The following is a 22,540-nucleotide window of genomic DNA, read 5'->3' on the forward strand; positions in this document are numbered from 1 at the left end:
TTCACCTTGTTCTTGTTTGAATGATTGAGCGAGCAGGGGCAAGGGCCCGGTCAGGGAAACGGCGCTGGCTGGGCCGCCTGCACGGGCAGGTTGGCCTGCTGCCAGGCGTCGAGCCCGTCGCGGTACCAGTAGAGGTTGGTGTAGCCCAGGTGTGCTGCGCGTTTTACCGCGTTCCAGCTCAACCAGCAATCGGCCCGGCAGTAGAAAACGACGGGGTACTGAGGCTCGCCCCCTGTGGCCAGACGCAGGTGATGCTCGAAGTAACGTTGCCAGTCTGGGCTGAGCACGCCGTCCCCGGTGTTGGGCAGCCACAGGCTACCGGGCAGGTTGGCATGGGGTTCATCTTCGATGAAGCGTTCATGCAGCCACTGACGGCGGTAAACGTCAATCAGGACAGGCGCCGGATGGCCCCGCATCATCGCCTGCAGTGCGGCAGTGTCTATCACCCTGCCACCTTCGACCTGCGGTGGGGTCGGGCTGCGGTACAGCGTGGCGCGGTAGCCATCTGGCGTGAACGTCGGTGGGGTGTCGGCCAGGGCATGGCCCAGCAGAAGGCTCAGCGAGGCGGCGGCCAGCAAACGCAGGGGCAGCCTTTGGAGGGCACGTGGCATGGTCTGTTCCTTCTTGTTATAGGCGCATTACATGCCAGTGCCGTGGCTTTGTGAATGCGACCATAGACACCCTGGGCAGTACCAAAGTAGTAGAGGCGAGGGCCTGGCTCACCGTGGCTTGCGCAGGGCGGCGTGCTGCGGGTTGAAGGTGACGATGGCCAGCAGCGTAAACAGCACGCTCAGCGCCAGGCATACCGCCAGCGCCAGCAGGTTCAGCCGCTCGTAGAGCGCAAAGCGCACCAGCTCGACCGCATGGGTGAACGGGTTGACCGCGCACAGCCAGTACAGCCACTGGCTGGCCTCCTGCATTTTCCACAGCGGATAAAGCGCCGACGACAGAAAGAACAGAGGGAAGATCACGAAATTCATCACCCCGGCAAAATTCTCCAGCTGGCGGATGGCATTGGACAGCAGCAGTCCCAATGCACTGAGCATGAACCCCACCAGCAGCACTGCGGGCAGGGCCAGCCCCAGGCCGCCGACCGGGGGCTCAATGCCGTACAGCCAGGCGATGACGAGGAAGATGTACACCTGCAACACGGAGATCAGCGACGTCGCCATAAGCTTGCTGCACAACAGAAAAGCCCTGGGCAGCGGGCTGGTCAACAGCACCCGCATGCTGCCCATCTCCCGGTCGTAGACCATCGATAGCGAACCCTGCATGCCATTGAACAGCAGGATCATGCAGGCCAGCCCCGGCACGATGTAGACCTCGTAGGGAATGTAGCTGTCGTAAGGCTCGATGATGGCGATGCCCAGTGCCGCACGAAACCCGGCAGCGAATACCACCAGCCACAGCAAAGGGCGCACCAGTGCGCTCAACAGGCGCGTGCGCTGGCGCACGAAGCGCAGGGCTTCACGCATGAGGATGCCGCTGAAGCAGTACCAGTAGGCGTTCATCAGGTGGGTGCTCCGGCCATGTCCCGCGTGTGATGGGCGAATGTCCGGCCCAGGTCGCCGCCGTGGGGCTGCATCATGGCTTCGGCAGGCCCACTTGCCACCACCCGACCCTGGTGCAGGATGACCAAGTCATCGGCCTGCTGCACTTCATCGAGCAGGTGGGTGGTCCACAGCACACTCAAGCGCTGATCGCCACGACACAAATCGCGTACGTGCTGGTTGAGCGCCTGCCGGCTGGCCGGGTCCAGGCCAACGCTGGCTTCGTCGAGCAGCAACAGGCGGGGCCCGTGCAGCAAGGCCCGGGCAATTTCGACGCGGCGCCTGTGCCCGGCATTGAGTTCACGCACAGGGTCACGACGCCGTTCCCCCAGCCCTTGGCGGGCCAGCTCGGCGTCCACGCGGCGCTGGGCTTCCCGTCGGGGCAGGCCATGCAGCGCCGCGTGATAGCGCAGGTTCTGCTCCACGCCAAGGTCCAGGTCCAGCGTGCTCTGCTGAAACACGACGCCCAACTGGCCCAGGGCCGCCCGCGGCTGGTGGCGCAGCGAACTGCCCAATACCTGGATATCGCCGTGCTGCAAGTCATACAGGCAGGTCATCAAGGCAATCAGGGTCGACTTGCCGGCGCCATTGGGCCCCAGCAAGGCGGTAAAGTGGCCCGGCGCCAGGTTGAAGGTCACGTCCCTGAGCGCTGCGCGCTGACCGTAGGCGAAACTGACCCCTGCTATGTGCAGTGCGCTCATGGCGTGACCACCACGCCCCATGGGTAGCGGCCGACCTTGATCGACTTGAGCACCTTGAGGCTGGCCACGTCGATCACCGATACGTCGCCGCTCACGCCATTGGTAGCCAGCAGCTGCTGCTGGTCAGGGGTGAAGGCCAGCTGCCAGACGCGGCGCCCCACCAGCAGGTAGTCCAGCACCTCGAATGTCCTGGCATCGACCACCGCCACATGATTGGCCGGGCCCAGCGCCACGAACGCGTACTTGCCATCGGCGCTGAGCTTGACGCCCACCGGCTGGACTTTGTCAGGGTGCACGCCCTTGATGGGGAAGTTCAGGGTCTTGAGCACCTGGCGCGAAGCCACGTCCAGGATGGTGACGGTCCCGCCAATTTCCGCCGACGCCCACAGGTGTTTGCCGTCCTGGCTGAATTCCACGAAACGCGGGCGCTGGTCCACCGGCGTGCTGTCGGCCAGGGTCTGGGTCTGGGTGTCGATCCAGTGCAGCATATTGGTGGTTTCGCTGGTATTGACCGCCCATTTGCCATCCGGGCTCACGGCCATGCCCTCAGGCTCGATGCCCACCTCCACCTGGGCCAGTACCGTGTCGGTCACGGTATCAATGACCGTGACCAGGGCATCGTCTTCGTTGGACACGTACAGCCAACGGTCATTGGGATGCAGGGCGAACTGCTCGGGGTCTTTGCCTGAGGGCAGTTCCTTGACGAGGGTACGGCTGGCCACGTCCATCACCTGCACCCGATCCGAATCGCTGGCGCAGATGTACAGCAGCTTGTTGTCGTGTGACAGCAGCAGGCCGCGCGGGCGTTGGCCGACGGGCAGGGTGTCGGTTACCGTCAAGGTCTGCAGGTCGATCAGGCTCAGGGTGTTGTCCTTCTCGTTGGACACCCAGGCGGTGGCGGCCAGGGTAGGCTCGCAGGCCACGGCTAACACGGCCGGCAGCAAACTGGCGCACAGCAGGCTGCGTGATGAGGGGAGGCGGCGCATGGCAGATTCCTTGTTATTGTTTGGGCGTGTCAGGGGTACGTACAGGTCACGTCGGCCTTGTCGAACCCCAGGCTGTCCATCTCATTGGAAGGGTGCAGGAAGCCTTCCTGCGGTGAGGTGCTGACCAGGGCCCTGGGCTGCACCAGGGGGATGGGTTGGCGCAGCTCGCCATTCCAGGGCCTGTAGCTGAGCTTGCGCCCCTTGAAGCCATCGAGTGGCAATTGTTCGCTGACAAGCAGCTGCTGCAAGGCCTCGGGCCTGGCTTCACCCAGCTTGCTGACCGCCGTAGCGATGCTGCGCACGGCCATCCAGGCTGCGAAGTCACGGTCGTTCATCCAGCGGCCGGCCTGCGCTTGGAAACGTTTTTGCAATTGCGCGGCGCCGAACGTTTCCACGGTCATGTGCCAGCCAGTGGGCGTCAAGCCCTGAGTGCCGGCGACCGGGCGGGGTAACCAGGTCTGGTAGGGCACGTACTCGCCGAAGTCGCCACGTTCATCAGCCACCAGCACCACGTCGTATTCGCGCGCCTGGGTGAACAGCGGCATGTCGGCCTGGGCGCTGCGGCGCTGGTCGTTGTCGAACGTCCAGCGTTTCTCGGCCACCAGGTGCAGGCCAAAGCGCTTCGCCGCGCGGCGCAGTGCGGCGGCGTAGGCTTCATCGTCCGGGGTCTGCCCGACGATCAGCAAGCCGCGCTGCCATTTGCGCAGCACCAGAAACTGCACCAGCGCATCGGCCAGCATCGCCCGCCCAGGCAGGGCGTGCAGCACATTGCCCAGGCACTGCGTGCTGCGTACGGCGTCATCCGGGCTGCCGGCATTGAACAGCAGGCTGTCGGGCAGGGCCACAGACAAGGCCCGCAGGCTGGCGACCGGCGCATTGACGACGAACAACCGCACGCCTTCCCCATGCTGGGCCTGGGCAGCATGCAGCAGTCGCTCGGCGGAGTCGGCACGGGCGCTGACCAGCTCGAACTGCTGTTTGAAAAACCGCCCGGTGCTGTTGCTGTCGGCAATGGCCAGTTGCGCCCCTTGCAGGCCGGCATCTTCCGGTTCAGGCAGGATGTTGGACAACAGCGGCCCGCTGTCAGGACGATAGCCCAGGTAGCCGATGCGGATGTGCAACGCGCTCGCAGCCCGGGTGTCAGCCTGCTGGTCTTGCGCCCAAACCGTCGGCGCGAGCAGGGTCAGCAGGCAGGTCAGGACAAGGTGGGCAGGCTGGCGCATATCGCACTCCACGGCAGATGGCGCCAGCATAGAAAGCCTGCCGGGGCCGGGGAATATGCAGAAAGTAGCGCCCAGCCGCTACCAAGGTAGTAGCCGATGCGCCCGCGCCGGGCCCTAGGATGACAGCAGTTACCCTGGAGTCCGGTCATGCTCGCTGCCAATCTGTCTGCCCTATGGCGTATCAACCTGTGGGTCACTGGCTGTTTCGCGGTGTTGACCCTAGCCTGTGCGGGGGTCGTGCTGCATCAGGCATCAGCCGATGTGAAACGGGAGTTGCAGTCGGCCGAAGCGGTGATGGCGTACATGGCCCAAGCCGCCAGCCACAATCCGGCGAGCCTGGAACCTACGCTGACCGAGCACCTGCGCCACGTGCGCGTGCAGTGGCTGGTCCCTGGCGAGGTTGAAAAAGCGTCGGTGCCGTCCGCGGCCGGGCTCGATGGCTGGTTGGGCGCGGTGCTGGCAGGCAAGTACTACGACAGCACGCGCCTGCTGGCCCTCGATGACGGCCGGCGCGTCGCGCTGAGCGTGGACGCCCGCGATGAGGTGGACGAAGTCTGGGATTCGCTGCAACAGTTGCTGGCGGTCTGTGTTGTCGCGTTGACCCTGAGCCTGCTGTCCATCAGTTGGGCCGTGCGGCGCGGGCTGCGGCTGCTGGCCGCGCTGCTGTGTGCATTGCGTCAGGTGTCGGGAGGTCAGCTGGACGTGCGCCTGCAAGAGACCGGTGGCCCGGAAGCGCGCCAGTTGGCCGGGCACTTCAACCAGATGGCTGCGGCGATCGAGCAGGCCCAGGCCGACAACCGGCAACTGACTGGCGCTTTGCTGGCGGTTCAGGAGCAGGAGCGGACCAGACTGGCTCAGGCGTTGCACGACGACCTGGGCCAGTACGTGGCCGGCATCCGCGCCCAGGTGTGCCTGTTTCAATTGTGTGCCCACCAGCCTGAGCAGGTGCGGCAAACCACCCAGACGCTGGAAAGCAATTGCGCAGGCTTGCAGTTCGGTTTCCGCGCCTTGGTACGGGACTTGTATCCGGTTGCGCTGCAGCACCTGCCCATGGCGGAGGCGCTCAACCAGTTGGTGAGCCAATGGCGTGCCAGCCAGGCCATCGAGTGCCAGTTGCTGGTCGGCGCCCAGTTGCCGGCGCTGTCACCCACTCGACGCACGCATCTGTACCGGTTGTTGCAGGAAGCGCTGACCAACGTCGCCCGTCATGCCCGCGCCCGTCAGGTGCGGATACGCCTGCAACGCGGCGCCAACGGGCTGCGCCTGCTGGTTCGCGACGATGGCTGTGGTGCCAGCCAGCCTGGGCGCCCAGGGGTAGGCCTGCATTCGATGGCCGAGCGCGCCCGCAGCCTGGGCGGTGAATTGCGCATACTCAGCCATCCCGGTGCCGGGTGGGCACTGGCCCTGACGATCCCTTTGGAGGTGTCATGAATATCGTGCTGGTCGACGATCACGCCGTGGTCCGCCAGGGCTACGCCAGCCTGTTGCGCGCCGTGTTGCCAGCGATGCAGGTGCGCGAGGCTGCCAGCGGTGAAGAAGCCCTGGCCCGGGTGCAGGAGCAGGTACCGAACCTGGTGATCATGGACTTCGGCCTGCCCGGCATCAGTGGGTTGGAAACCACCCGACGCCTGCGCCAGCGCCTGCCGCAGTTGCGGGTGCTGTTCTTCAGCATGCATGACGAGCTGCCACTGGTACGCCAGGCGCTGGACGCCGGCGCCGCCGGCTACCTGACCAAGAACTCGGCCCCGCAAGTGTTGGTCGAGGCCGTACAGCGCGTGCTTGCCGGGCACGCCTACATCGAGCAGGGGCTGGCCACGCAGCTGGCCTGCAGCACGACGCACGATGCCTGTGATCCCAGGCTGCAACGCCTGACCCAGCGTGAACTGGAAATCTTCGTGATGCTGGTTCGTGGCACACCAGCTCGGTCGATCGCCGAGCAGCTGTGCATCAGCGCAAAGACCGTCTCCAATCACCTGACCACGCTCAAGAGCAAACTGCAGGTCGGCTCCCATGCTGAACTGGTGCACATGGGTATCGACCTGGGTCTGGTACGTGTAGCGGGGTAGCCAAGTTCTGCAGGTCAATGTTCCCAAGTGGCTGGGCAGCCGGTGCAGCCTTGCATGTTGGCGTCCTGGAAGTTGCCGTAGTGAAGGCGCGCGCCCTCCAGATGGGCTTGTTCGAGGTTGCTCTGGCCGAGCTTGGTTTCCTGAAGGTTGGCATCGTTCAGATGAGCGCCGCGCAAGTCGGTCTTGCTCAGCCAGGCCATTTCCAGATCGGCCGCCTGCAAGTTGGCCTGCTGCATCCTGGCACCGGAGAGCCGGGCGAATTGCAAGTAGGCGGCGCTAAGGTCAGCGTTGGCGAACTGGGCGCCCTGGGCGAACAGCCCCCAGCCCTGGATGGCCATCAGCCGTGCGCCGCTCAGGTTGGCCAGGCGCAGGTTGCTTTGCTGCAGGCTGGCGCGGGTCAGGTTGGCGCCCTGCAATCGGGCCTTTTCGAGGTTGGCCAGGTCCAGCCGGGCGTGGCGCAGGTCGGCATCGCGCAGGTCGGCGCCGGCCAGGTTCATCTTGCGCAGGTCCTGGTTGGCCAGTTTGGCGCCCCGCAGGTCGGCGCCGGGGCATTGGCTGGCTTCGGCAATCACGCAGCCGTTGATGCTCAACGGCGTGTCGCTGTCGTCGATGTCAGTGGCCAGCGCCATCGCGGGTGTGACGGCCAGCAACAAGGCCAGGGGTAGAAAAGTCATGATCGAGCTCTCTGGGCAGACGGAAAAGGGCAGGGCGCAGCCAGACCGCACCCCGCTGTCGGTCAACGTTGAGCGGTCGGGTTGTCCCAGCTCGGTATCTTGAACACCCAGAACGAACCGCCTTGGGCAACTGGCTTGGTCAGTTCGGCCATGTCGCCACCCCACAGCGGTACCGCGCCGCCATAGCCGACGGTGACGCCGATGTACTGCTCTCCGTCCTGCTCCCAGGTAATGGGCGGGGAAACGATGCCGCTGCCGGTCTGGAATTTCCACAGCTCCTTGCCGGTCTTGGCGTCGAACGCCTTGAAGAAACCGTCACCGGTGCCGGTGAACACCAGGTTGCCCTTGGTCGCCAGCACCCCGGCCCACAGCGGCAGGTGCTCCTTGTGTTCCCACACCAGCTTGCCGGTGGTCGGGTCCATGGCACGCAGGGTGCCTACGTGGTCGTCGTACATGCGCTTGATGCGAAAGCCCATGCCCAGGTAAGCGGAGCCTTTCTTGTAGTTCACCTCCTCGGTCCAGTACTCCTCTTTCCACTGGTTGCCCGGGATGTAGAAAAGCCCGGTGTCCTGGCTATAGGCCATGGGGTTCCAGTTCTTGCCGCCCAGGAAGGGTGGCGACACTTCCACCGGCTTGCCCTTGGTTTCGCCCGGCAGCGGCTTGGCGGGCCGTTGCCCTGGATTTTCCACGGGGCGGCCGGTCTTGAGGTCGATGTGGCTGGCCCAGGTGATGTTGTCGACGAAGGGGAAGGCGTTCTGCAGCTTGCCGTCGTTACGATCGACCACGTAGAAGAAGCCGTTGCGGTCGGCATGCCCCGTGGCCTTGATCACCTTGCCGTGTTTGTCCTTGTAGTCGAACAGCACCAGCTCGTTGTTGCCAGAGAAGTCCCAGGCGTCGTTGGGGGTGTGCTGGTAAAACCATTTGACCTCGCCGGTGCTGGGGTCCACGCCCACCTGGCCGGAGGTATAGAGGCTGTCGTAATCGTGCGGGTTGCCGTCCTTGGCGGTGCGTGCCCAGGTGTTCCAGGGGCCGGGGTTGCCGGCACCGACGATGATGGTGTTGGTCTCGGCATCGAAGCTTGCGCTCTGCCAGGGTGCGCCGCCGCCATGGCTCCAGGCCTCCACCTTGCCGGTTTCGGTGGTCGGGTCATCCGGCCAGGACGGTGCCTTGACGTTGCCGGTGGGGGTGCTGTCCTTGCCATTGAGGCGGCCCATGTGGCCCTCCACGAAGGGGCGCATCCACACTTCCTCGCCGGTTTCCGGGTCACGGGCGAACAGCTGGCCCACCACACCGAATTCATCGCCCGAGCTGCCGTGGATCAGCAGCACCTTGCCGCTGGTCTTGTCTTTGACCAGCACGGGCGCCCCGGTCATGGTGTAGCCGGCGCTGTGGTCGCCGAACTTCTTGTTCCACACCACCTTGCCTGTGTTCTTGTTCAGCGCGATGACCCGAGCGTCCAGGGTGCCGAAATAGACCTTGTCGCCGTAGATGGCAGCGCCACGGTTGACCACGTCGCAGCACGGACGAATGTTGTCCGGCAGGCGGTGGTTGTAGGTCCACAGGCGTTTGCCGGTCTTGGCATCGAGGGCGAATACCCGCGAGTAGGAACCGGTAACGTACACCACGCCGTCGCTGACGATGGCCTGGGACTCCTGGCCACGCTGCTTTTCGTCACCAAAGGAGTAGGACCAGGCCGGGGTCAGCTTGAACACGTTCTTGTCGTTGACCTGGGCCAGCGGGCTCCAGCGCTGGGCGTTGGTGCCCATGCCGTATTGCAGCACATCGCCGGGCGTGAGGTGGTCGTTGGCGATGTCTTCCCAGGTCACGTTCTTGCTGGCAGGTGCCGGGCTTGTGGTGGCCGCCGTGGCCACTGTCCCGGTGGCCAGGCTTGCGGCCAGCAGCAGGGCCCTCACGCTCAGGGCCAGGGGAGACGGGGCGGGTAGCGATCTTGTTGTCATGGTTGCGATTCCCTGTGGAGTTTGGCCCGCACAGCGTGGTCCGCCTGGGCGCTGCGCAACAGGGAGAAAATCCCGCCGTGGCCGGGAAAACTTCCCAGCGCCAACCTCTTTTCGCACTTCGTCGCAAGCCCTACTACCAAGGAACGAACACCCGACCACCAAAGCAGCATACGGCCCCGGCGCTGCGCTTTCTAAGATGGCGGCACGGCCTCTGTGGTTGAGGCCTTGGGTGCAACCGTGAGGGCATAACAATGACAATCAAACGCAACGTCGTGCTTGCTGCAGGCCTGTTGGCCGGTGCCGTGTTGACCGGGTCGGCCTGGGCCCACGGCAACGTGGTGCCTCAGGCGGTAGAAACCCAGGGGCTGACCCCGATCAAGGATGCCGGCGTGAGCCTGGATGCCGATGGCTGGGCGGCGGTCAACCCTTACCGGGAGTCTCCCGAGCACGACAAGGCGGTTGAAATCGGCGCGTCGGCGTACAACCAGAACTGCGCAGCGTGCCATGGTCTGGAAGCCAAGTCCGGCGGCATTGCACCTGACCTGCGCATGCTCGACGTCGGCGAAGCGGGCGATGAGTGGTTTGTCGAACGTGTGCGTCACGGTGCCGTGCGCGATGGCCGCGTGTACATGCCCAAGATGGCGGACTACCTGAGCCAGGAAGCGCTATGGGCGGTGCGCACCTACCTGGACAGCGTACACGTGGACGAATGAACGTCGTGCGCCACTGGGCAGCCAGGCTTTGCGCCATCGCCGGCCTGCTGCTGTGGGGGGCGGCGGTGCAGGGGCAGGTGCGCAATTACGATTCGATCATCGCCGCAGGCGAGCTCAAGGTCGCGGTCTACAAGGACTTTGCCCCCTACAGTTTCCAGGACCATGGCCAGGCGCGTGGGGTGGACGTGGAGCTGGCGCAGGCGCTTGCCGACGCGATGGGCGTGCGGCTGCAGCTGATCTGGGCGCCGCCTGGCGAGAAGCTCGACGACGACCTGCGCGATTACATCTGGCGAGCAAGTCCGCTGCGTCACCAGCAGTTGGCCGATGTGATGATGCGCGTGCCTTACGACCAGGCGTATACCCAGAAGCGCAACGAACTGGGCGAGCTGGAAAATGGCCAGGTGGTGATGTTCGGCCCTTACCAGCAGGAGCGCTGGCAGGTGGCGTTCGATCGCAGGCGCCTGCCGTCGGTTGGCAGTATCGCGGCACTCAAGGGCCACCCGGTCGGAGTCGAGGTAGACAGCGTACCTTCGTTCTACCTGACATCGGTGTTCGACGGGCTACTGCGTGCCAGCGCACGCCACTACCCCAGCGTGCAGCGGGCGTTTGCGGCCCTGGGCCAAGGCGAGGTGGATGCGGTGATGGCCATGCGCGGTGAAGTGGACTGGCAACTGCACCAGGCCCGCAACCCGCATCTGCAGGTGGCCGAAAACGCCTACCCCAGCCTGGGCAAGCAGGTGTGGGAAATCGGAATGGCGGTGCATGAAAGCAACCGGCAGCTGGCCTACGCCCTGGAAGAAACCCTCGAAGCGATGATCCGCGAGGGTCGCATGCAGGCGCTCTACGCGCACTACGGGCTGCGCTATGAGGTCCCGGAGATGTACCAATAGGAGCGAGCGATGAACTGGCGAGCGGGGTTGGGGCTGCTGTGCATCCTGAGCTGGTCGACTCATGGGCTGGGCGACGCGCCCGCCAGCAATGCCGACCCTGTCCCTTCGGTGATGTGGGCGTTCTACCACAAGCAGATCCTGAACCAGGCGCCGTTCGTCTTCGATGATCGGGTCAAACTGCTGGCGCCGCCTTTTGCCGAGGATGCCCGCCAGGTCCCGCTGGAGATCGATGCCAGGGCTTTGCCTGATGTGGTGCGGATTCTGGCCTGGGCCGAGCTCAATCCATTGCCGCGCATCGTCGACTTCGAACCAGGGGAACAGGTCATGCCTTGGCTGTCGGTGCGCATCCGGGTCGAGCAGGCCACGCCGTTACGGGCAGCTGCGCTGACCCGCGACGGCATCTGGCATGTGGGATCGGCCCTGGTCGACGCAGCCGGTGGGGGTTGCACCGCACCCAGCGTGGTGCGCACCCAGCCAGGGTGGGAGGAGCATCTGGGTGAAGTGCTCGGCGGGCGCTATCGGCGCCAGGAAGGCAGCCGCTTGCGCCTGCAGATCGCTCACCCCATGGACAATGGCCTGGTCAGCGGGATTCCGGAATTCTTCATAAACCAAGCTGAGCTGCTGGATGAACATGGGCAGCGGTTGGCGGCTTTGGTGCTTTATCCGGCGGTGAGTGAAAACCCAAGCCTTGGGTTCGATGTGCGCGCGCCAGGGCCTACCCGCCTGGTGCTGCAGGACAACAGCGGCAACCGGTTCGAAGCCGCCGTGCCCTGAATATGACCGGCTTGTTTTCATGCTCGATGGGAGGCACCTGATGCGATGGATGATGCTCTTGCTGCTGGGCGTGTGCCTGCCGGCGCTGGCCGACTTCGATTACCGGCTCGCGCCGCGCCAGATCGCCCAGGGCACCTGGGTGCTTGAAGGCAGCACCGAGAATTTCGCCAAGGCCAACGGCGGCAATGTCGTGAACACGGCGTTCATCGTGACCGATGCCGGCGTGGTAGTGATCGACAGCGGGCCGTCCAAGCGCTATGGGGAGGCCTTGCGCCAGGCCATCGCCGGGGTTACGGACAAGCCTGTCATCGAAGTCCTGTTGACCCACCACCACCCTGATCATGTGTTGGGTAACCAGGCATTCGCCGATGTGCCGATCGCTGCGCTGGCCGGTACGACCGAGCTGTTGCGCCAGCAGGGCGATGCGATGGCCGAGAACATGTACCGTTTGGTCGGCGACTGGATGCGTGGCACCGAAGTGCTCTTGCCGACCGAGGTGATTCAACCCGGCGTGCGTGAAGTGGGCGGGCATCGATTGCGCCTGTTGGGGTTGGCAGGGCATACCGGCGCTGACCTGGCCATTTTCGATGAAACGACCGGCGTGCTGTTCGCTGGCGACCTGGTGTTCTACGAGCGCGCCCTGACCACGTCCAACAGCCCGGGGCTGGACGTGTGGCAGCGTGACCTGGACACGTTGCAGGCCTTGCCCTGGAAGCAACTGGTACCGGGCCATGGCCCTGTCGCAAGCGATACCAGGCCCTTTGTCCAGATGCACGATTACCTGGGCTGGCTGGACGGCCTGATGCGCGAGGGCGCCGAGCGGGGCGCCGACATGGTCGAGCTGATCCGCAGCCCTGTGCCTGAGCGGTTTGCCGCGATCAGCCTGACGCGCTATGAGCTGATTCGAAGTGTCAGCCACCTGTACCCGCGCTATGAAAAGCAGGTAATGCAACGGGTGGATCTCAGGCCCTGATAACGGCCAGGCCTAGTGCTCTTGTACCAAGGAACTAGGGTTTTGCGTATTGCGGTCAATTGCTGGCAGCCAGGGCGGGAACAAGAATTCCCGCCACACCGGGAAAATTTCCCGGCATAACAAAAAGCCAAAGGTACTGCCATGACCCGTACTCCATGCCGTCCCGTGTTTGCCTTGAGCCTTGTGTTCAGCGCCTTGCTGCTCGCCGGCGCAGCCCATGCCGGCGTCACCGATGCCGAAATCCTGCAAGACCCCAAGAACCCCCAGCAGATCGTGACCAACGGGCTGGGCGTGCAGGGCCAGCGCTACAGCCCGTTGGACATGCTTAACACCGGCAACGTCAAGGAGTTGCGGCCGGTTTGGGCATTCTCCTTCGGCGGGGAGAAGCAACGCGGCCAGCAGGCGCAGCCGTTGATCAAGGATGGGGTCATGTACCTCACAGGCTCCTACTCACGGGTATTTGCCGTGGACGCACGCACCGGCAAGAAACTGTGGCAATACGACGCCCGCCTGCCCGACGATATCCGCCCTTGCTGCGATGTCATCAACCGGGGTGTTGCGCTGTACGGCAACCTGGTCTTCTTCGGCACCCTGGATGCCAAGCTGGTGGCCCTGAACAAGGACACTGGCAAGGTGGTGTGGAGCAAGAAGGTGGCTGACCACAAGGAAGGCTACTCCATCAGCGCTGCACCCATGATCGTCAACGGCAAGCTCATTACCGGCGTTGCCGGGGGCGAGTTCGGGGTGGTGGGCAAGATCCAGGCCTACAACCCGCAGAACGGCGAGTTGCTCTGGATGCGGCCCACCGTCGAGGGCCACATGGGCTATGTCTACAAGGACGGCAAGGCCATCGAGAACGGCATCTCGGGCGGTGAAGCCGGCAAGACCTGGCCGGGCGACCTGTGGAAGACCGGCGGTGCTGCTCCCTGGCTGGGCGGCTACTACGACCCGGAAACCAACCTGATTCTGTTCGGCACCGGTAACCCCGCCCCCTGGAACTCGCACCTGCGTCCCGGCGACAACCTGTATTCGTCCTCGCGCCTGGCACTGAACCCGGACGATGGCACGATCAAGTGGCACTTCCAGAGCACGCCCCACGACGGCTGGGACTTCGACGGCGTCAACGAGCTGATATCGTTCAACTACAAGGATGGGGGCAAGGAGGTGAAGGCCGCCGCCACCGCTGACCGCAACGGCTTTTTCTACGTGCTCGACCGCACCAACGGCAAGTTCATCCGCGGCTTCCCCTTCGTCGACAAGATCACCTGGGCCACGGGCCTGGACAAGGACGGCCGCCCGCTCTACAACGACGCCAGTCGCCCGGGTGCGCCGGGCAGCGAAGCCAAGGGCAGCTCGGTCTTCGTCGCGCCAGCATTCCTGGGCGCCAAGAATTGGATGCCCATGGCCTACAACCGTGACACCGGGCTGTTCTACGTGCCTTCGAACGAATGGGGCATGGACATCTGGAACGAGGGCATCGCCTACAAGAAAGGCGCAGCGTTCCTGGGCGCAGGCTTCACCATCAAGCCGCTCAACGAGGACTACATCGGCGTGCTGCGTGCCATCGATCCGGTCAGCGGCAAGGAAGTCTGGCGCCACAAGAACTACGCCCCGTTGTGGGGTGGGGTGTTGACCACCAAGGGCAACCTGGTCTTCACCGGCACCCCTGAGGGGTTCCTCCAGGCTTTCGATGCCAAGACCGGCGAAAAGGTGTGGGAGTTCCAGACCGGCTCCGGTGTGCTCGGCTCACCCGTGACCTGGGAAATGGACGGCGAGCAGTACGTCTCGGTGGTCTCCGGCTGGGGGGGCGCAGTGCCGCTGTGGGGCGGGGAGGTGGCCAAGCGGGTCAAGGACTTCAACCAGGGCGGCATGCTCTGGACCTTCAAGCTGCCCAAGCACCTGCAAGGCACCAGCGCGACTGCGCAGCGCTGAACCCTACTACCAAATGACGAGCGCCCCGCTGCCAACGATGCATTCGCCTGGCAGGCGGGGCTTTTTACCATCGTCGTATCGCCTGTCGCAGGCAGGCATCGACCCGCAGAGGCTCAGCATGATCTACGCACAACCCGGAACCCCAGGCGCCGTCGTGTCTTTCAAGCCACGCTATGGCAACTTCATCAACGGCCAGTTCGTACCGCCAGTGGCGGGGCAGTATTTCACCAACAGCTCGCCGGTCAACGGCCAGCCGATCGCCGAGTTTCCTCGGTCCACGGCCCAAGACGTGGACAAGGCCCTGGACGCCGCCCACGCCGCCGCCGATGCCTGGGGCAGGACGTCGGTGCAGGACCGCGCGCTGATGCTGCTGCGCATCGCCGATCGCATCGAGCAGAACCTGGAGGTACTGGCGGTCACCGAAACCTGGGACAACGGCAAGGCCGTGCGTGAAACGCTCAATGCCGACGTGCCGCTGGCAGCGGATCATTTCCGCTATTTCGCCGGCTGCATCCGGGCTCAGGAGGGCGGCGCCGCCGAGATCAACGAGGGCACCGTCGCCTACCACTTCCATGAACCGCTGGGTGTAGTGGGGCAGATCATCCCCTGGAACTTCCCCTTGCTGATGGCCGCCTGGAAGCTGGCCCCGGCACTGGCCGCCGGCAACTGCGTGGTGCTCAAGCCCGCCGAGCAGACGCCGCTGTCGATTACCGTCTTCGCTGAGCTCATCGCCGACCTGCTGCCAGCTGGCGTGCTCAACATCGTCCAGGGGTTTGGCCGTGAAGCCGGGGAGGCCCTGGCCACCAGCAAGCGCATCGCCAAAATCGCTTTCACAGGCTCTACGCCGGTGGGCTCGCACATCATGAAGTGCGCCGCGGACAACATCATTCCCTCGACGGTAGAGCTGGGCGGCAAATCGCCGAACGTATTCTTCGAGGACATCATGCAGGCCGAACCGGCCTTCATCGAGAAGGCGGCCGAAGGGTTGGTGCTGGCCTTCTTCAACCAGGGCGAGGTGTGCACCTGCCCGTCGCGGGCGCTGATTCAGGAATCGATCTACGAGCCGTTCATGGCTGAGGTGATGAAGAAGATCGCCAAGATCAACCGTGGCAACCCGCTCGATACCTCGACCATGGTCGGTGCGCAAGCCTCCGAACAGCAGTACGACAAGATCCTGTCCTACCTGCAGATTGCCCAGGACGAAGGCGCTCAGTTGCTGACCGGCGGCGCTGCCGAGCGCCTGCAGGGCGACTTGGCCAGCGGCTATTACATCCAGCCCACGCTGCTCAAGGGCGACAACAAGATGCGCGTGTTCCAGGAGGAGATCTTCGGGCCTGTGGTGGGCGTGACCACCTTCAGGGACGAAGCCGAGGCGCTGGCCATCGCCAACGACAGTGAATTCGGGCTGGGTGCCGGCGTGTGGACCCGCGATATCAACCGTGCCTACCGCATGGGCCGCGGGATCAAGGCCGGGCGTGTCTGGACCAACTGCTACCACTTGTACCCGGCGCACGCTGCATTCGGGGGCTACAAGAAGTCGGGCGTGGGCCGTGAAACCCACAAGATGATGCTCGACCACTACCAGCAGACCAAGAACCTGCTGGTGAGCTATGACATCAATCCACTGGGCTTCTTCTAAGGCCCAGACACCCTCGTCCATGGGCGCCGTGAGTTCGTTCCAAAGTAGCATTTGGCCCTGCGGCTGCCCGTGCATTAATGGCTGTACCGGAATCGTCCGGCACAAGAAGAGGACACGCCATGTGGACCAAACCCGCCTTCACCGACTTGCGCATTGGCTTTGAAGTGACGATGTACTTCGCTAACCGTTGATCCGCCCTCCGGCCACCCACGCGGTGGCCGGTGTCTTTCTACCCGCCAGGAACAATCTGGGCCGTGGAGCCGATCACCCGTCATCAGGCCTTGCAAGTGCACCGTCGGGCCCGCTTGCGCTGGGAACCGAGCACAGGCATGCATGTGCTGCAGTGCCCGGGCGTGGTCATCGAACTGAACGGCAGTGCTGGCTGGGTGCTGGAACTGCTGGACGGTCAGCTCAGCGTGGCGGGTGTCATCGAGTGCTTGCGTCAGCGCTTTGCCGATGTGCAAGGTCTTGAGGAGGACGTGCTGGGCTTTCTCGAGCTCGCCAGGGCCAGGGCCTGGGTCGAGTGAACACGATGCCACCTAGGTCTGGTTGCTTTCGTCGATGGATGCATTACGCTGGCACTCACCTTCCAGAACAATAAGAACAGGCTTGCCCATGAGCCAGAGTTTCAGCCCGCTTCGCAAATTTGTTTCGCCTGAAATCATCTTCGGTGCCGGCTGCCGGCATAACGTGGCCAACTACGCCAAGACCTTCGGGGCCCGCAAGGTGCTGGTGGTCAGCGACCCTGGGGTGATCGCTGCCGGGTGGGTGGCCGACGTCGAGGCCAGCCTGCAAGCCCAGGGCATCGACTATTGCCTCTACAGCGCGGTGTCGCCCAACCCCCGGGTCGAGGAGGTGATGCTCGGCGCCGAGATCTACCGGCAAAACCATTGCGATGTCATCGTCGCCGTCGGCGGGGGCAGCCCGATGGACTGCGGCAAGGCCATCGGCATCGTGGTGGCGCACGGGCGCAGCATCCTTGAGTTCGAGGGCGTGGACATGATCCGCGTGCCCAGCCCCCCGCTGATCCTGATCCCGACCACGGCCGGCACCTCGGCGGATGTGTCGCAGTTCGTGATCATCTCCAACCAGCAAGAACGCATGAAGTTCTCCATCGTCAGCAAGGCGGTGGTACCCGACGTGTCGTTGATCGATCCACAGACCACCCTGAGCATGGACCCGTTCTTGTCGGCCTGTACCGGGATCGATGCCCTGGTGCACGCCATCGAGGCGTTCGTCTCCACTGGCCACGGCCCCCTGACCGACCCGCATGCCCTTGAGGCCATGCGCCTGATCAACGGCAACCTGGTGCAGATGATCGACAATCCGACCGACATCAGCCTGCGCGAAAAAGTCATGCTGGGCAGCATGCAGGCGGGGCTTGCCTTTTCCAATGCCATCCTCGGCGCCGTGCACGCGATGTCGCACAGCCTCGGCGGCTTCCTGGATCTGCCCCACGGCTTGTGCAACGCCGTGCTGGTCGAGCATGTGGTGGCTTTCAACTACAGTTCGGCGCCCGAGCGCTTCAAGGTGATTGCCGAAGTGATGGGCATCGATTGCCGGGGCCTGAACCACCGGCAGATTTGCGCGCGCCTGGTCGAGCACCTGATCGCCCTGAAATACGCCATGGGTTTTCATGAAACCCTTGGGCTGCACGGTGTGCGCACCAGCGATATTCCATTCCTGTCGCAGCACGCGATGGACGATCCGTGCATCCTGACCAACCCACGCGCCTCCAGCCAGCGCGACGTCGAGGTTGTTTATGGCGAAGCCCTCTGAAGCGCAGCAGCGAGCCCTGGCCGGGCTGCTGGGACTGGGCGACCAGTCCGCGCGCAAGAGTCATTACCCGGAACTGGCTGCGCGGCTGGAAGAACTGGAAGCTGAGCGCAACCGCTACAAGTGGTTGTTCGAACATGCCGTTCACGGGATCTTTCAGGCCAGCCTGCAGGATGGCATGCGCGCCGCCAACCCGGCCCTGGCGCGGATGCTGGGCTATGACGACCCCCAAGCCGTACTGTTTTCGCTGACCGACCTTGCCGCCAACCTTTTCGTCGGGGGCGCTCAGGAACTGCACGCCATCACCACGACCTTGGCCCGCGAGCATAGCCTGCACGGTTACGAAACCCGCCTGCGCCGCCGCGATGGCCGCCACATCGACGTGCTCATGAACCTGCTGCGCAAACCTGGGCATGAAGGCTTGGTGGAAGGGTTCGTGGCCGATATCACCGAGCGCAAGCTGGCGCAGCAGCACTTGCAGCAACTCAACGATGAGCTTGAGCAGCGGGTGGCCGACCGCACCGATCAACTGCTCGAAGCCAACCGCAACCTGCATCAGCAGATCACCGAGCGCAAGCAGATTGCCCGGGCCCTGCGCGAGGCCCGGGACGCCGCACAGCTGGCCAACCGCAGCAAGGACAAATACCTGGCGGCGGCCAGCCATGACCTGCTGCAACCGCTCAATGCCGCCCGCTTGCTGATTTCGACCCTGCGCGAGCGGCCGCTGGCGCAGGCCGAACAACTGCTGGTTGAACGCACTCATCAGGCCTTGGAAGGGGCCGAAGACCTGCTGACCGACCTGCTGGACATCTCGCGACTTGATCAGGCCGCCGTGAAGCCGGACATCGGCGTGTACCACCTGAGCACCGTGTTCGCGCCACTGGTGTCCGAGTTCGAATCGGTGGCCGAAGCCGCAGGCCTCAAGCTCAGGTCACGTATTCCCGACGTTGCCATGGGCACCGATGTGCGGCTGATGACCCGCATCCTGCGTAACTTTCTGAGCAATGCTTGCCGCTACACGTCAAAGGGCGGCGTGCTGTTGGCGGCGCGGCGGCGTGGCCCTAACCTCGAACTGCAGGTGTGGGATACCGGGCGCGGTATCCCGGACGATCGCCTGGAGTCGATCTTCCTCGAGTTCAACCAGTTGGATGTGGGCCGGGCAGCCGAGCGCAAGGGGGTTGGGCTGGGCCTGGCGATCGTCGAGCGCATCGCCAAGATACTCGAGCATCCGGTACGGGTGCGCTCACGACCAGGGCGAGGGTCGGTGTTCACGATTCAGGTACCGATGGCAAGCTGTCTGCCAGCGGCCACGGCAGTGGCGCTACCGCAGCCGAGCATGGGCGATCCCCTGCCGGGGCGGCGGCTACTGGTGCTGGACAACGAGGCGAGTATCTTGCACAGCATGGGCGCCCTGTTGGGGCAGTGGGGCTGCAAGGTCGTCACGGCCATCGATCAGCATGCAGCCTTGGACGCGCTGCAAGGGCAGCCGCCGGAATTGATCCTGGCAGATTACCACTTGGACCACGGCATTCTGGGGTGCGACGTGGTGGAGCGGTTGCGTGAGCAGTTCGGGTGCACGATCCCCGCCGTCATCATCACCGCAGACCGCAGCGACGAAGGCAGGCAGGCGTTGCAGGCGCTGGGCATGCCGGTGCTGAACAAACCGGTCAAACCCGGGAAACTGCGCGCGGTGCTGAGTCAACTGCTGACCTAACCGACAATCGGGCAGCGCATTTCACTGAATTTAAGCATTGGCACGGATATCTCATGGAAGTTGGCCATGTCCGGGTTGGGTAGGTCATGGGACCACGCTCTGGTGAACAAGAACAAGAAGGGGGCTTATATGAGCTGTCTGATATGCGCAGGACAAGCAGAGTCCATCGAATGTGCCGGCGGATGGGAGCAGCGCCAGTGCGCCCAGTGTGGGTGTTACCGAATGTCCCAGGCATTGATTCTGACGATGATGGAAGAAGGCCAGATATTCGACACTGCTCGCATGCGTCAGTGGCTCATGGTGAGCAGGGATAGCATGCCAGTGCCTTCTATCGATCGCGCCCAGGCGATCCTGATGCCGTGAGGTGGCGCAGGGGCTCTGTCGTGCAGAGCCCCGCGTCAGTCAGAGAATGGGCTTGCCGCCTGTGACCGCATAGCGCGAGCCACTGATGTAGCTGGCTTCGTCCGAACCCAGCAGTACGTAGATCGGCGCCACTTCCACCGGTTGGCCAGGGCGGCCCATGGGGTAGCTGGAGCCGAAATTCTTGACGGCTTCGTCGGGCATGGTTGCGGGGATCAACGGCGTCCAGATCGGGCCTGGCGCAACGCTGTTGACGCGCACGCCCTTTTTGGCCAGCAGTTGCGCCAGCCCTGCAGAGAAGTTGGCAATGGCGCCTTTGGTCGCCGCGTAGGCCAGCAGCGATGAAGACGGATCATCGGAGTTGACCGAGCTGGTGTTGATGATCGAGCTGCCTTTGGGCATGGACGGCAGGGCGGCCTTGCAGATGCGGAAGATGGCCGTGATGTTGGTGTCGAAGGTCTTTACCCATTCCTCGTCCTCGATTTCCTCGAACGTTTCGTGGGCCATCTGGAAGGCGGCATTGTTCACCAGAATGTCGATGCGGCCGAACTCGGCCACGGTCTTCTCCACGATCGCGTGGCATTGCTGCTTCTGCGCCAGATCGCCTGGCAGCAGTAGGCACTTGCGCCCGGCTGCCTCCACCCAGCGCTTGGTCTCTTCGGCGTCTTCGTGTTCATCCAGGTAGGAGATGGCGACATCGGCGCCTTCACGGGCATAGGCGATGGCCACCGCGCGGCCGATGCCGCTGTCGCCGCCGGTGATCAGCGCCTTCTTGCCTTCGAGCCGGCCATGGCCGACGTAGGTCTGCTCGCCGCAGTCCGGTACCGGGTCCATTTTCGGCTGGGAGCCGGGTACGGTCTGGGGCTGAGAGGGGAAGGGTGGGGTAGGGTAGTCGCGCATGGTAGAAGCTCCTGCAGTTGAGAATGCTCGTACCTGTTCGAAAGGTCCCGTTGCCCTGGGTTGACTTGGATCGACGATTGGGACGACGAGCGGCCGTGGGCAACCCCTCAGCGTGTTTCCCCATGCGCTTGAGCATGGGGAAACAGCTTGGACGCTATCAGTGTTTACCGCGCACGCGCCATGCGCCCCATGCCAGGCCCAGCGAGGCCGCAACCACCGAACCTGCCAGCACGCCCAACTTGGCCGCACCCAGCGCCGCAGGGCTGGCGAACGCCAGGTTGGCAATGAAGATGGACATGGTGAAGCCGATACCTGCCAGCAGCCCGATCAAGGTGATGCCGCTCCAGTTGACCCCTGGCGGCAACGAGCAGAGCCCCAAGCGCACCATCAGCCAGCTGATGCCGACGATGCCTACCGGTTTGCCGATGACCAACGCCGCCATCACCGACTCCATCACCCAGCGCGGTGTTTCGCTGTCCAGGTTGACGCCCGACAGGCTCACCCCGGCATTGGCCAAGGCGAACAGCGGCATGATGCCGAATGCCACCCAAGGGTGCAGCGCACTCTGCACACGCAACACCGGCGGCAGCACTTCACGTTGCGCCACCCGCAGGTGCTTGAGTGGCGTAAGCAATTGGCTGGCGTCCTGGGTCGCGGCTTTGGCCCGGCCGACCACTTCTTCGCTCAGGCGCGATACGGCCTCTACAGGACGTTCCCACATAGGGCGGCTGGTGACGGGGGTCATCAGCCCCAGGACGACGCCTGCCAGGGTAGGGTGGGCACCGGTCATCAGCACACCCACCCATGTGATCGCGCCTGGGATGACATAGGCAAAGGCCGAGCCCACGCCGATGCGCTGCATGATCAGGACCAGCAGCAGGCCCGCTGCCGCGACGGCAAAGCCCAGGTAGTCCAGGCCACCGGAGTAGAACACGGCGATGATCAGCACCGCGATGATGTCGTCGATGATCGCCAGTGCCAGCAGAAAGACGCGAATGTTCGACGGGATCGACTTGCCCAGCAGCGCCAAGACGCCGACCGCGAACGCGATATCGGTGGCTGTCGGCACCGCCCAGCCTTGCTGCTCGCTAGGCGCATGGCCGAAGCCCAGGTAGACCATGGCAGGCACGGCTACCCCACCCATGGCTGCCAGCATGGGCAAGGACGCCTGGCGCAGGCTGGAAAGGGCACCTTCATGGATCTCGCGGCGGATCTCCATCCCGACCACCAGGAAGAAGATCGTCATCAGGCCATCATTGATCCAGAAATGCAGGGACTGGGAATAGACCAGCGAGCCGATACCCAGCGTGATTGGTGTGTGCCAGAGGGCGTCGTAGCTGGCGGCGGCCGGGGAATTGGCCCAGATCAGGGCGGCGATGGCGGCGATCAGCAGTACCACACCACTGACGGCTTCGATGTGCAGGAAACGTTCGAGGCTGGCCAGCGCACGCTCGGCCAGTTGCTGTGCTTTGGGGACCTTGGTGTTTTGCATAGGCGCAATGACTCCCGCATGGCGGCCCGACCTGCGTAGCTTTTTTAACCTGCGTCACTGCCCCAAGCAGCTAGCACCCGGGCGCGATTGTAGCGCAAATGACCGTTTCAGGGGACGTGCAGTTGCGTGGAACACCGCTGCTGTTTCGATGGCTCTAGATAATTACCTCGGGGCTGGCTGCCGGAGCTGGCTCACTTTCGGTTTTACTACGTGCAGGTG

22 protein-coding genes are annotated in these 22,540 nt (G+C 64.0%); 13 read left to right on the top strand and 9 right to left on the bottom strand.

Translation table 11 applies throughout. The features are described 5' to 3' along the window. Positions 1-50: 50 nt before the first annotated feature. The 5 genes from ACF8E5_RS05490 to ACF8E5_RS05510 form a co-directional block, all read right to left on the bottom strand. Entirely contained in the window at positions 51-611 is a 561-nt protein-coding gene (locus tag ACF8E5_RS05490; protein ID WP_392474995.1) for a PQQ-dependent catabolism-associated CXXCW motif protein, read from the bottom strand. Positions 612-719: 108 nt separating this feature from the next. Then, positions 720-1,511, bottom strand: a complete 792-nt coding sequence (locus tag ACF8E5_RS05495; protein ID WP_058605241.1) for an ABC transporter permease — start codon at positions 1,509-1,511, stop codon at positions 720-722. Then, positions 1,511-2,251 carry an ABC transporter ATP-binding protein gene (locus tag ACF8E5_RS05500; protein WP_392474996.1) on the bottom strand — a complete coding sequence of 247 codons (741 nt, stop codon included), beginning with the start codon at positions 2,249-2,251 and terminating at the stop codon, positions 1,511-1,513. The genes ACF8E5_RS05495 and ACF8E5_RS05500 overlap by 1 nt, the downstream gene beginning before the upstream one ends. Then, positions 2,248-3,237, bottom strand: a complete 990-nt coding sequence (locus tag ACF8E5_RS05505) for a YVTN family beta-propeller repeat protein (protein WP_392474997.1) — start codon at positions 3,235-3,237, stop codon at positions 2,248-2,250. Before ACF8E5_RS05505 ends, ACF8E5_RS05500 begins: the two co-directional genes overlap by 4 nt. A gap of 29 nt (positions 3,238-3,266) precedes the next feature. Then, positions 3,267-4,460: an ABC transporter substrate-binding protein gene (locus ACF8E5_RS05510; protein WP_392474998.1), complete on the bottom strand. Its 1,194-nt coding sequence runs from the start codon at positions 4,458-4,460 to the stop codon at positions 3,267-3,269. A 147-nt stretch (positions 4,461-4,607) separates the two neighbouring features. On the opposite strand from ACF8E5_RS05510, the gene ACF8E5_RS05515 reads away from it, so the two are divergent. Together ACF8E5_RS05515 and ACF8E5_RS05520 are read left to right on the top strand one after the other, a co-directional pair. Beyond that, complete coding sequence (locus ACF8E5_RS05515; protein WP_392474999.1) at positions 4,608-5,891, top strand: histidine kinase; 1,284 nt, start codon at positions 4,608-4,610, stop codon at positions 5,889-5,891. After that, on the top strand, positions 5,888-6,526 hold the full coding sequence (locus ACF8E5_RS05520) for a response regulator (RefSeq protein ID WP_392475000.1): 639 nt from the start codon (positions 5,888-5,890) through the stop codon (positions 6,524-6,526). The genes ACF8E5_RS05515 and ACF8E5_RS05520 overlap by 4 nt, the downstream gene beginning before the upstream one ends. Before the next feature lie 14 nt (positions 6,527-6,540). Here the strand turns inward: ACF8E5_RS05520 and ACF8E5_RS05525 are convergent, their stop codons facing one another. Together ACF8E5_RS05525 and exaA are read right to left on the bottom strand one after the other, a co-directional pair. After that, positions 6,541-7,200: a pentapeptide repeat-containing protein gene (locus tag ACF8E5_RS05525; RefSeq protein WP_392475001.1), complete on the bottom strand. Its 660-nt coding sequence runs from the start codon at positions 7,198-7,200 to the stop codon at positions 6,541-6,543. Between the two features lie 62 nt (positions 7,201-7,262). After that, positions 7,263-9,158, bottom strand: a complete 1,896-nt coding sequence (gene exaA, locus ACF8E5_RS05530) for a quinoprotein ethanol dehydrogenase (RefSeq protein WP_058605248.1) — start codon at positions 9,156-9,158, stop codon at positions 7,263-7,265. Positions 9,159-9,409: 251 nt separating this feature from the next. Between exaA and pedF the strand changes: the two genes are divergently transcribed. The 11 genes from pedF (at position 9,410) to ACF8E5_RS05585 (ending at position 19,932) form a co-directional block, all read left to right on the top strand. Next, positions 9,410-9,871, top strand: coding sequence for a cytochrome c-550 PedF (gene pedF / locus ACF8E5_RS05535; protein WP_058605249.1), 462 nt, complete (start codon positions 9,410-9,412; stop codon positions 9,869-9,871). Beyond that, the gene (locus ACF8E5_RS05540) at positions 9,868-10,761 is read left to right on the top strand and encodes an ABC transporter substrate-binding protein (protein WP_058637246.1); all 894 of its coding nucleotides are present in this window, start codon (positions 9,868-9,870) and stop codon (positions 10,759-10,761) included. The genes pedF and ACF8E5_RS05540 overlap by 4 nt, the downstream gene beginning before the upstream one ends. A 9-nt stretch (positions 10,762-10,770) precedes the next feature. After that, complete coding sequence (locus ACF8E5_RS05545) at positions 10,771-11,535, top strand: quinoprotein dehydrogenase-associated SoxYZ-like carrier (RefSeq protein ID WP_058637245.1); 765 nt, start codon at positions 10,771-10,773, stop codon at positions 11,533-11,535. Positions 11,536-11,575: 40 nt separating this feature from the next. Next, a complete protein-coding gene (locus tag ACF8E5_RS05550; RefSeq protein WP_392475002.1) occupies positions 11,576-12,508 on the top strand; it encodes a quinoprotein relay system zinc metallohydrolase 1 in 933 nt (310 codons plus the stop codon). 141 nt (positions 12,509-12,649) lie between these two features. Further along, the gene (gene pedH / locus ACF8E5_RS05555; protein WP_078478714.1) at positions 12,650-14,440 is read left to right on the top strand and encodes a PQQ-dependent alcohol dehydrogenase PedH; all 1,791 of its coding nucleotides are present in this window, start codon (positions 12,650-12,652) and stop codon (positions 14,438-14,440) included. Between the two features lie 118 nt (positions 14,441-14,558). Continuing rightward, the gene (locus ACF8E5_RS05560) at positions 14,559-16,079 is read left to right on the top strand and encodes an aldehyde dehydrogenase family protein (protein WP_392475003.1); all 1,521 of its coding nucleotides are present in this window, start codon (positions 14,559-14,561) and stop codon (positions 16,077-16,079) included. A 119-nt stretch (positions 16,080-16,198) separates the two neighbouring features. Next, a complete protein-coding gene (gene pqqA / locus ACF8E5_RS05565) occupies positions 16,199-16,270 on the top strand; it encodes a pyrroloquinoline quinone precursor peptide PqqA (protein ID WP_003253598.1) in 72 nt (23 codons plus the stop codon). Positions 16,271-16,333: 63 nt separating this feature from the next. After that, a complete protein-coding gene (gene pqqD / locus ACF8E5_RS05570; RefSeq protein ID WP_100851339.1) occupies positions 16,334-16,606 on the top strand; it encodes a pyrroloquinoline quinone biosynthesis peptide chaperone PqqD in 273 nt (90 codons plus the stop codon). Positions 16,607-16,694: 88 nt separating this feature from the next. Next, entirely contained in the window at positions 16,695-17,858 is a 1,164-nt protein-coding gene (ercA, locus tag ACF8E5_RS05575) for an alcohol dehydrogenase-like regulatory protein ErcA (protein WP_325943759.1), read from the top strand. Beyond that, the gene (locus ACF8E5_RS05580; protein ID WP_392475004.1) at positions 17,842-19,569 is read left to right on the top strand and encodes a NahK/ErcS family hybrid sensor histidine kinase/response regulator; all 1,728 of its coding nucleotides are present in this window, start codon (positions 17,842-17,844) and stop codon (positions 19,567-19,569) included. Before ercA ends, ACF8E5_RS05580 begins: the two co-directional genes overlap by 17 nt. A 222-nt stretch (positions 19,570-19,791) precedes the next feature. Beyond that, positions 19,792-19,932, top strand: a complete 141-nt coding sequence (locus ACF8E5_RS05585; RefSeq protein ID WP_167340226.1) for a hypothetical protein — start codon at positions 19,792-19,794, stop codon at positions 19,930-19,932. A 39-nt stretch (positions 19,933-19,971) separates the two neighbouring features. On the opposite strand, the gene ACF8E5_RS05590 is transcribed toward ACF8E5_RS05585, so the two are convergent. Together ACF8E5_RS05590 and nhaA are read right to left on the bottom strand one after the other, a co-directional pair. Further along, on the bottom strand, positions 19,972-20,829 hold the full coding sequence (locus ACF8E5_RS05590; RefSeq protein ID WP_392475005.1) for an SDR family oxidoreductase: 858 nt from the start codon (positions 20,827-20,829) through the stop codon (positions 19,972-19,974). A 157-nt stretch (positions 20,830-20,986) separates the two neighbouring features. Then, complete coding sequence (nhaA, locus tag ACF8E5_RS05595) at positions 20,987-22,321, bottom strand: Na+/H+ antiporter NhaA (RefSeq protein WP_058637239.1); 1,335 nt, start codon at positions 22,319-22,321, stop codon at positions 20,987-20,989. Positions 22,322-22,540: the final 219 nt, after the last annotated feature.

This window comes from Pseudomonas sp. WSY_20, assembly GCF_043104335.1.
GTDB classification, from domain to species: domain Bacteria; phylum Pseudomonadota; class Gammaproteobacteria; order Pseudomonadales; family Pseudomonadaceae; genus Aquipseudomonas; species Aquipseudomonas parafulva_B.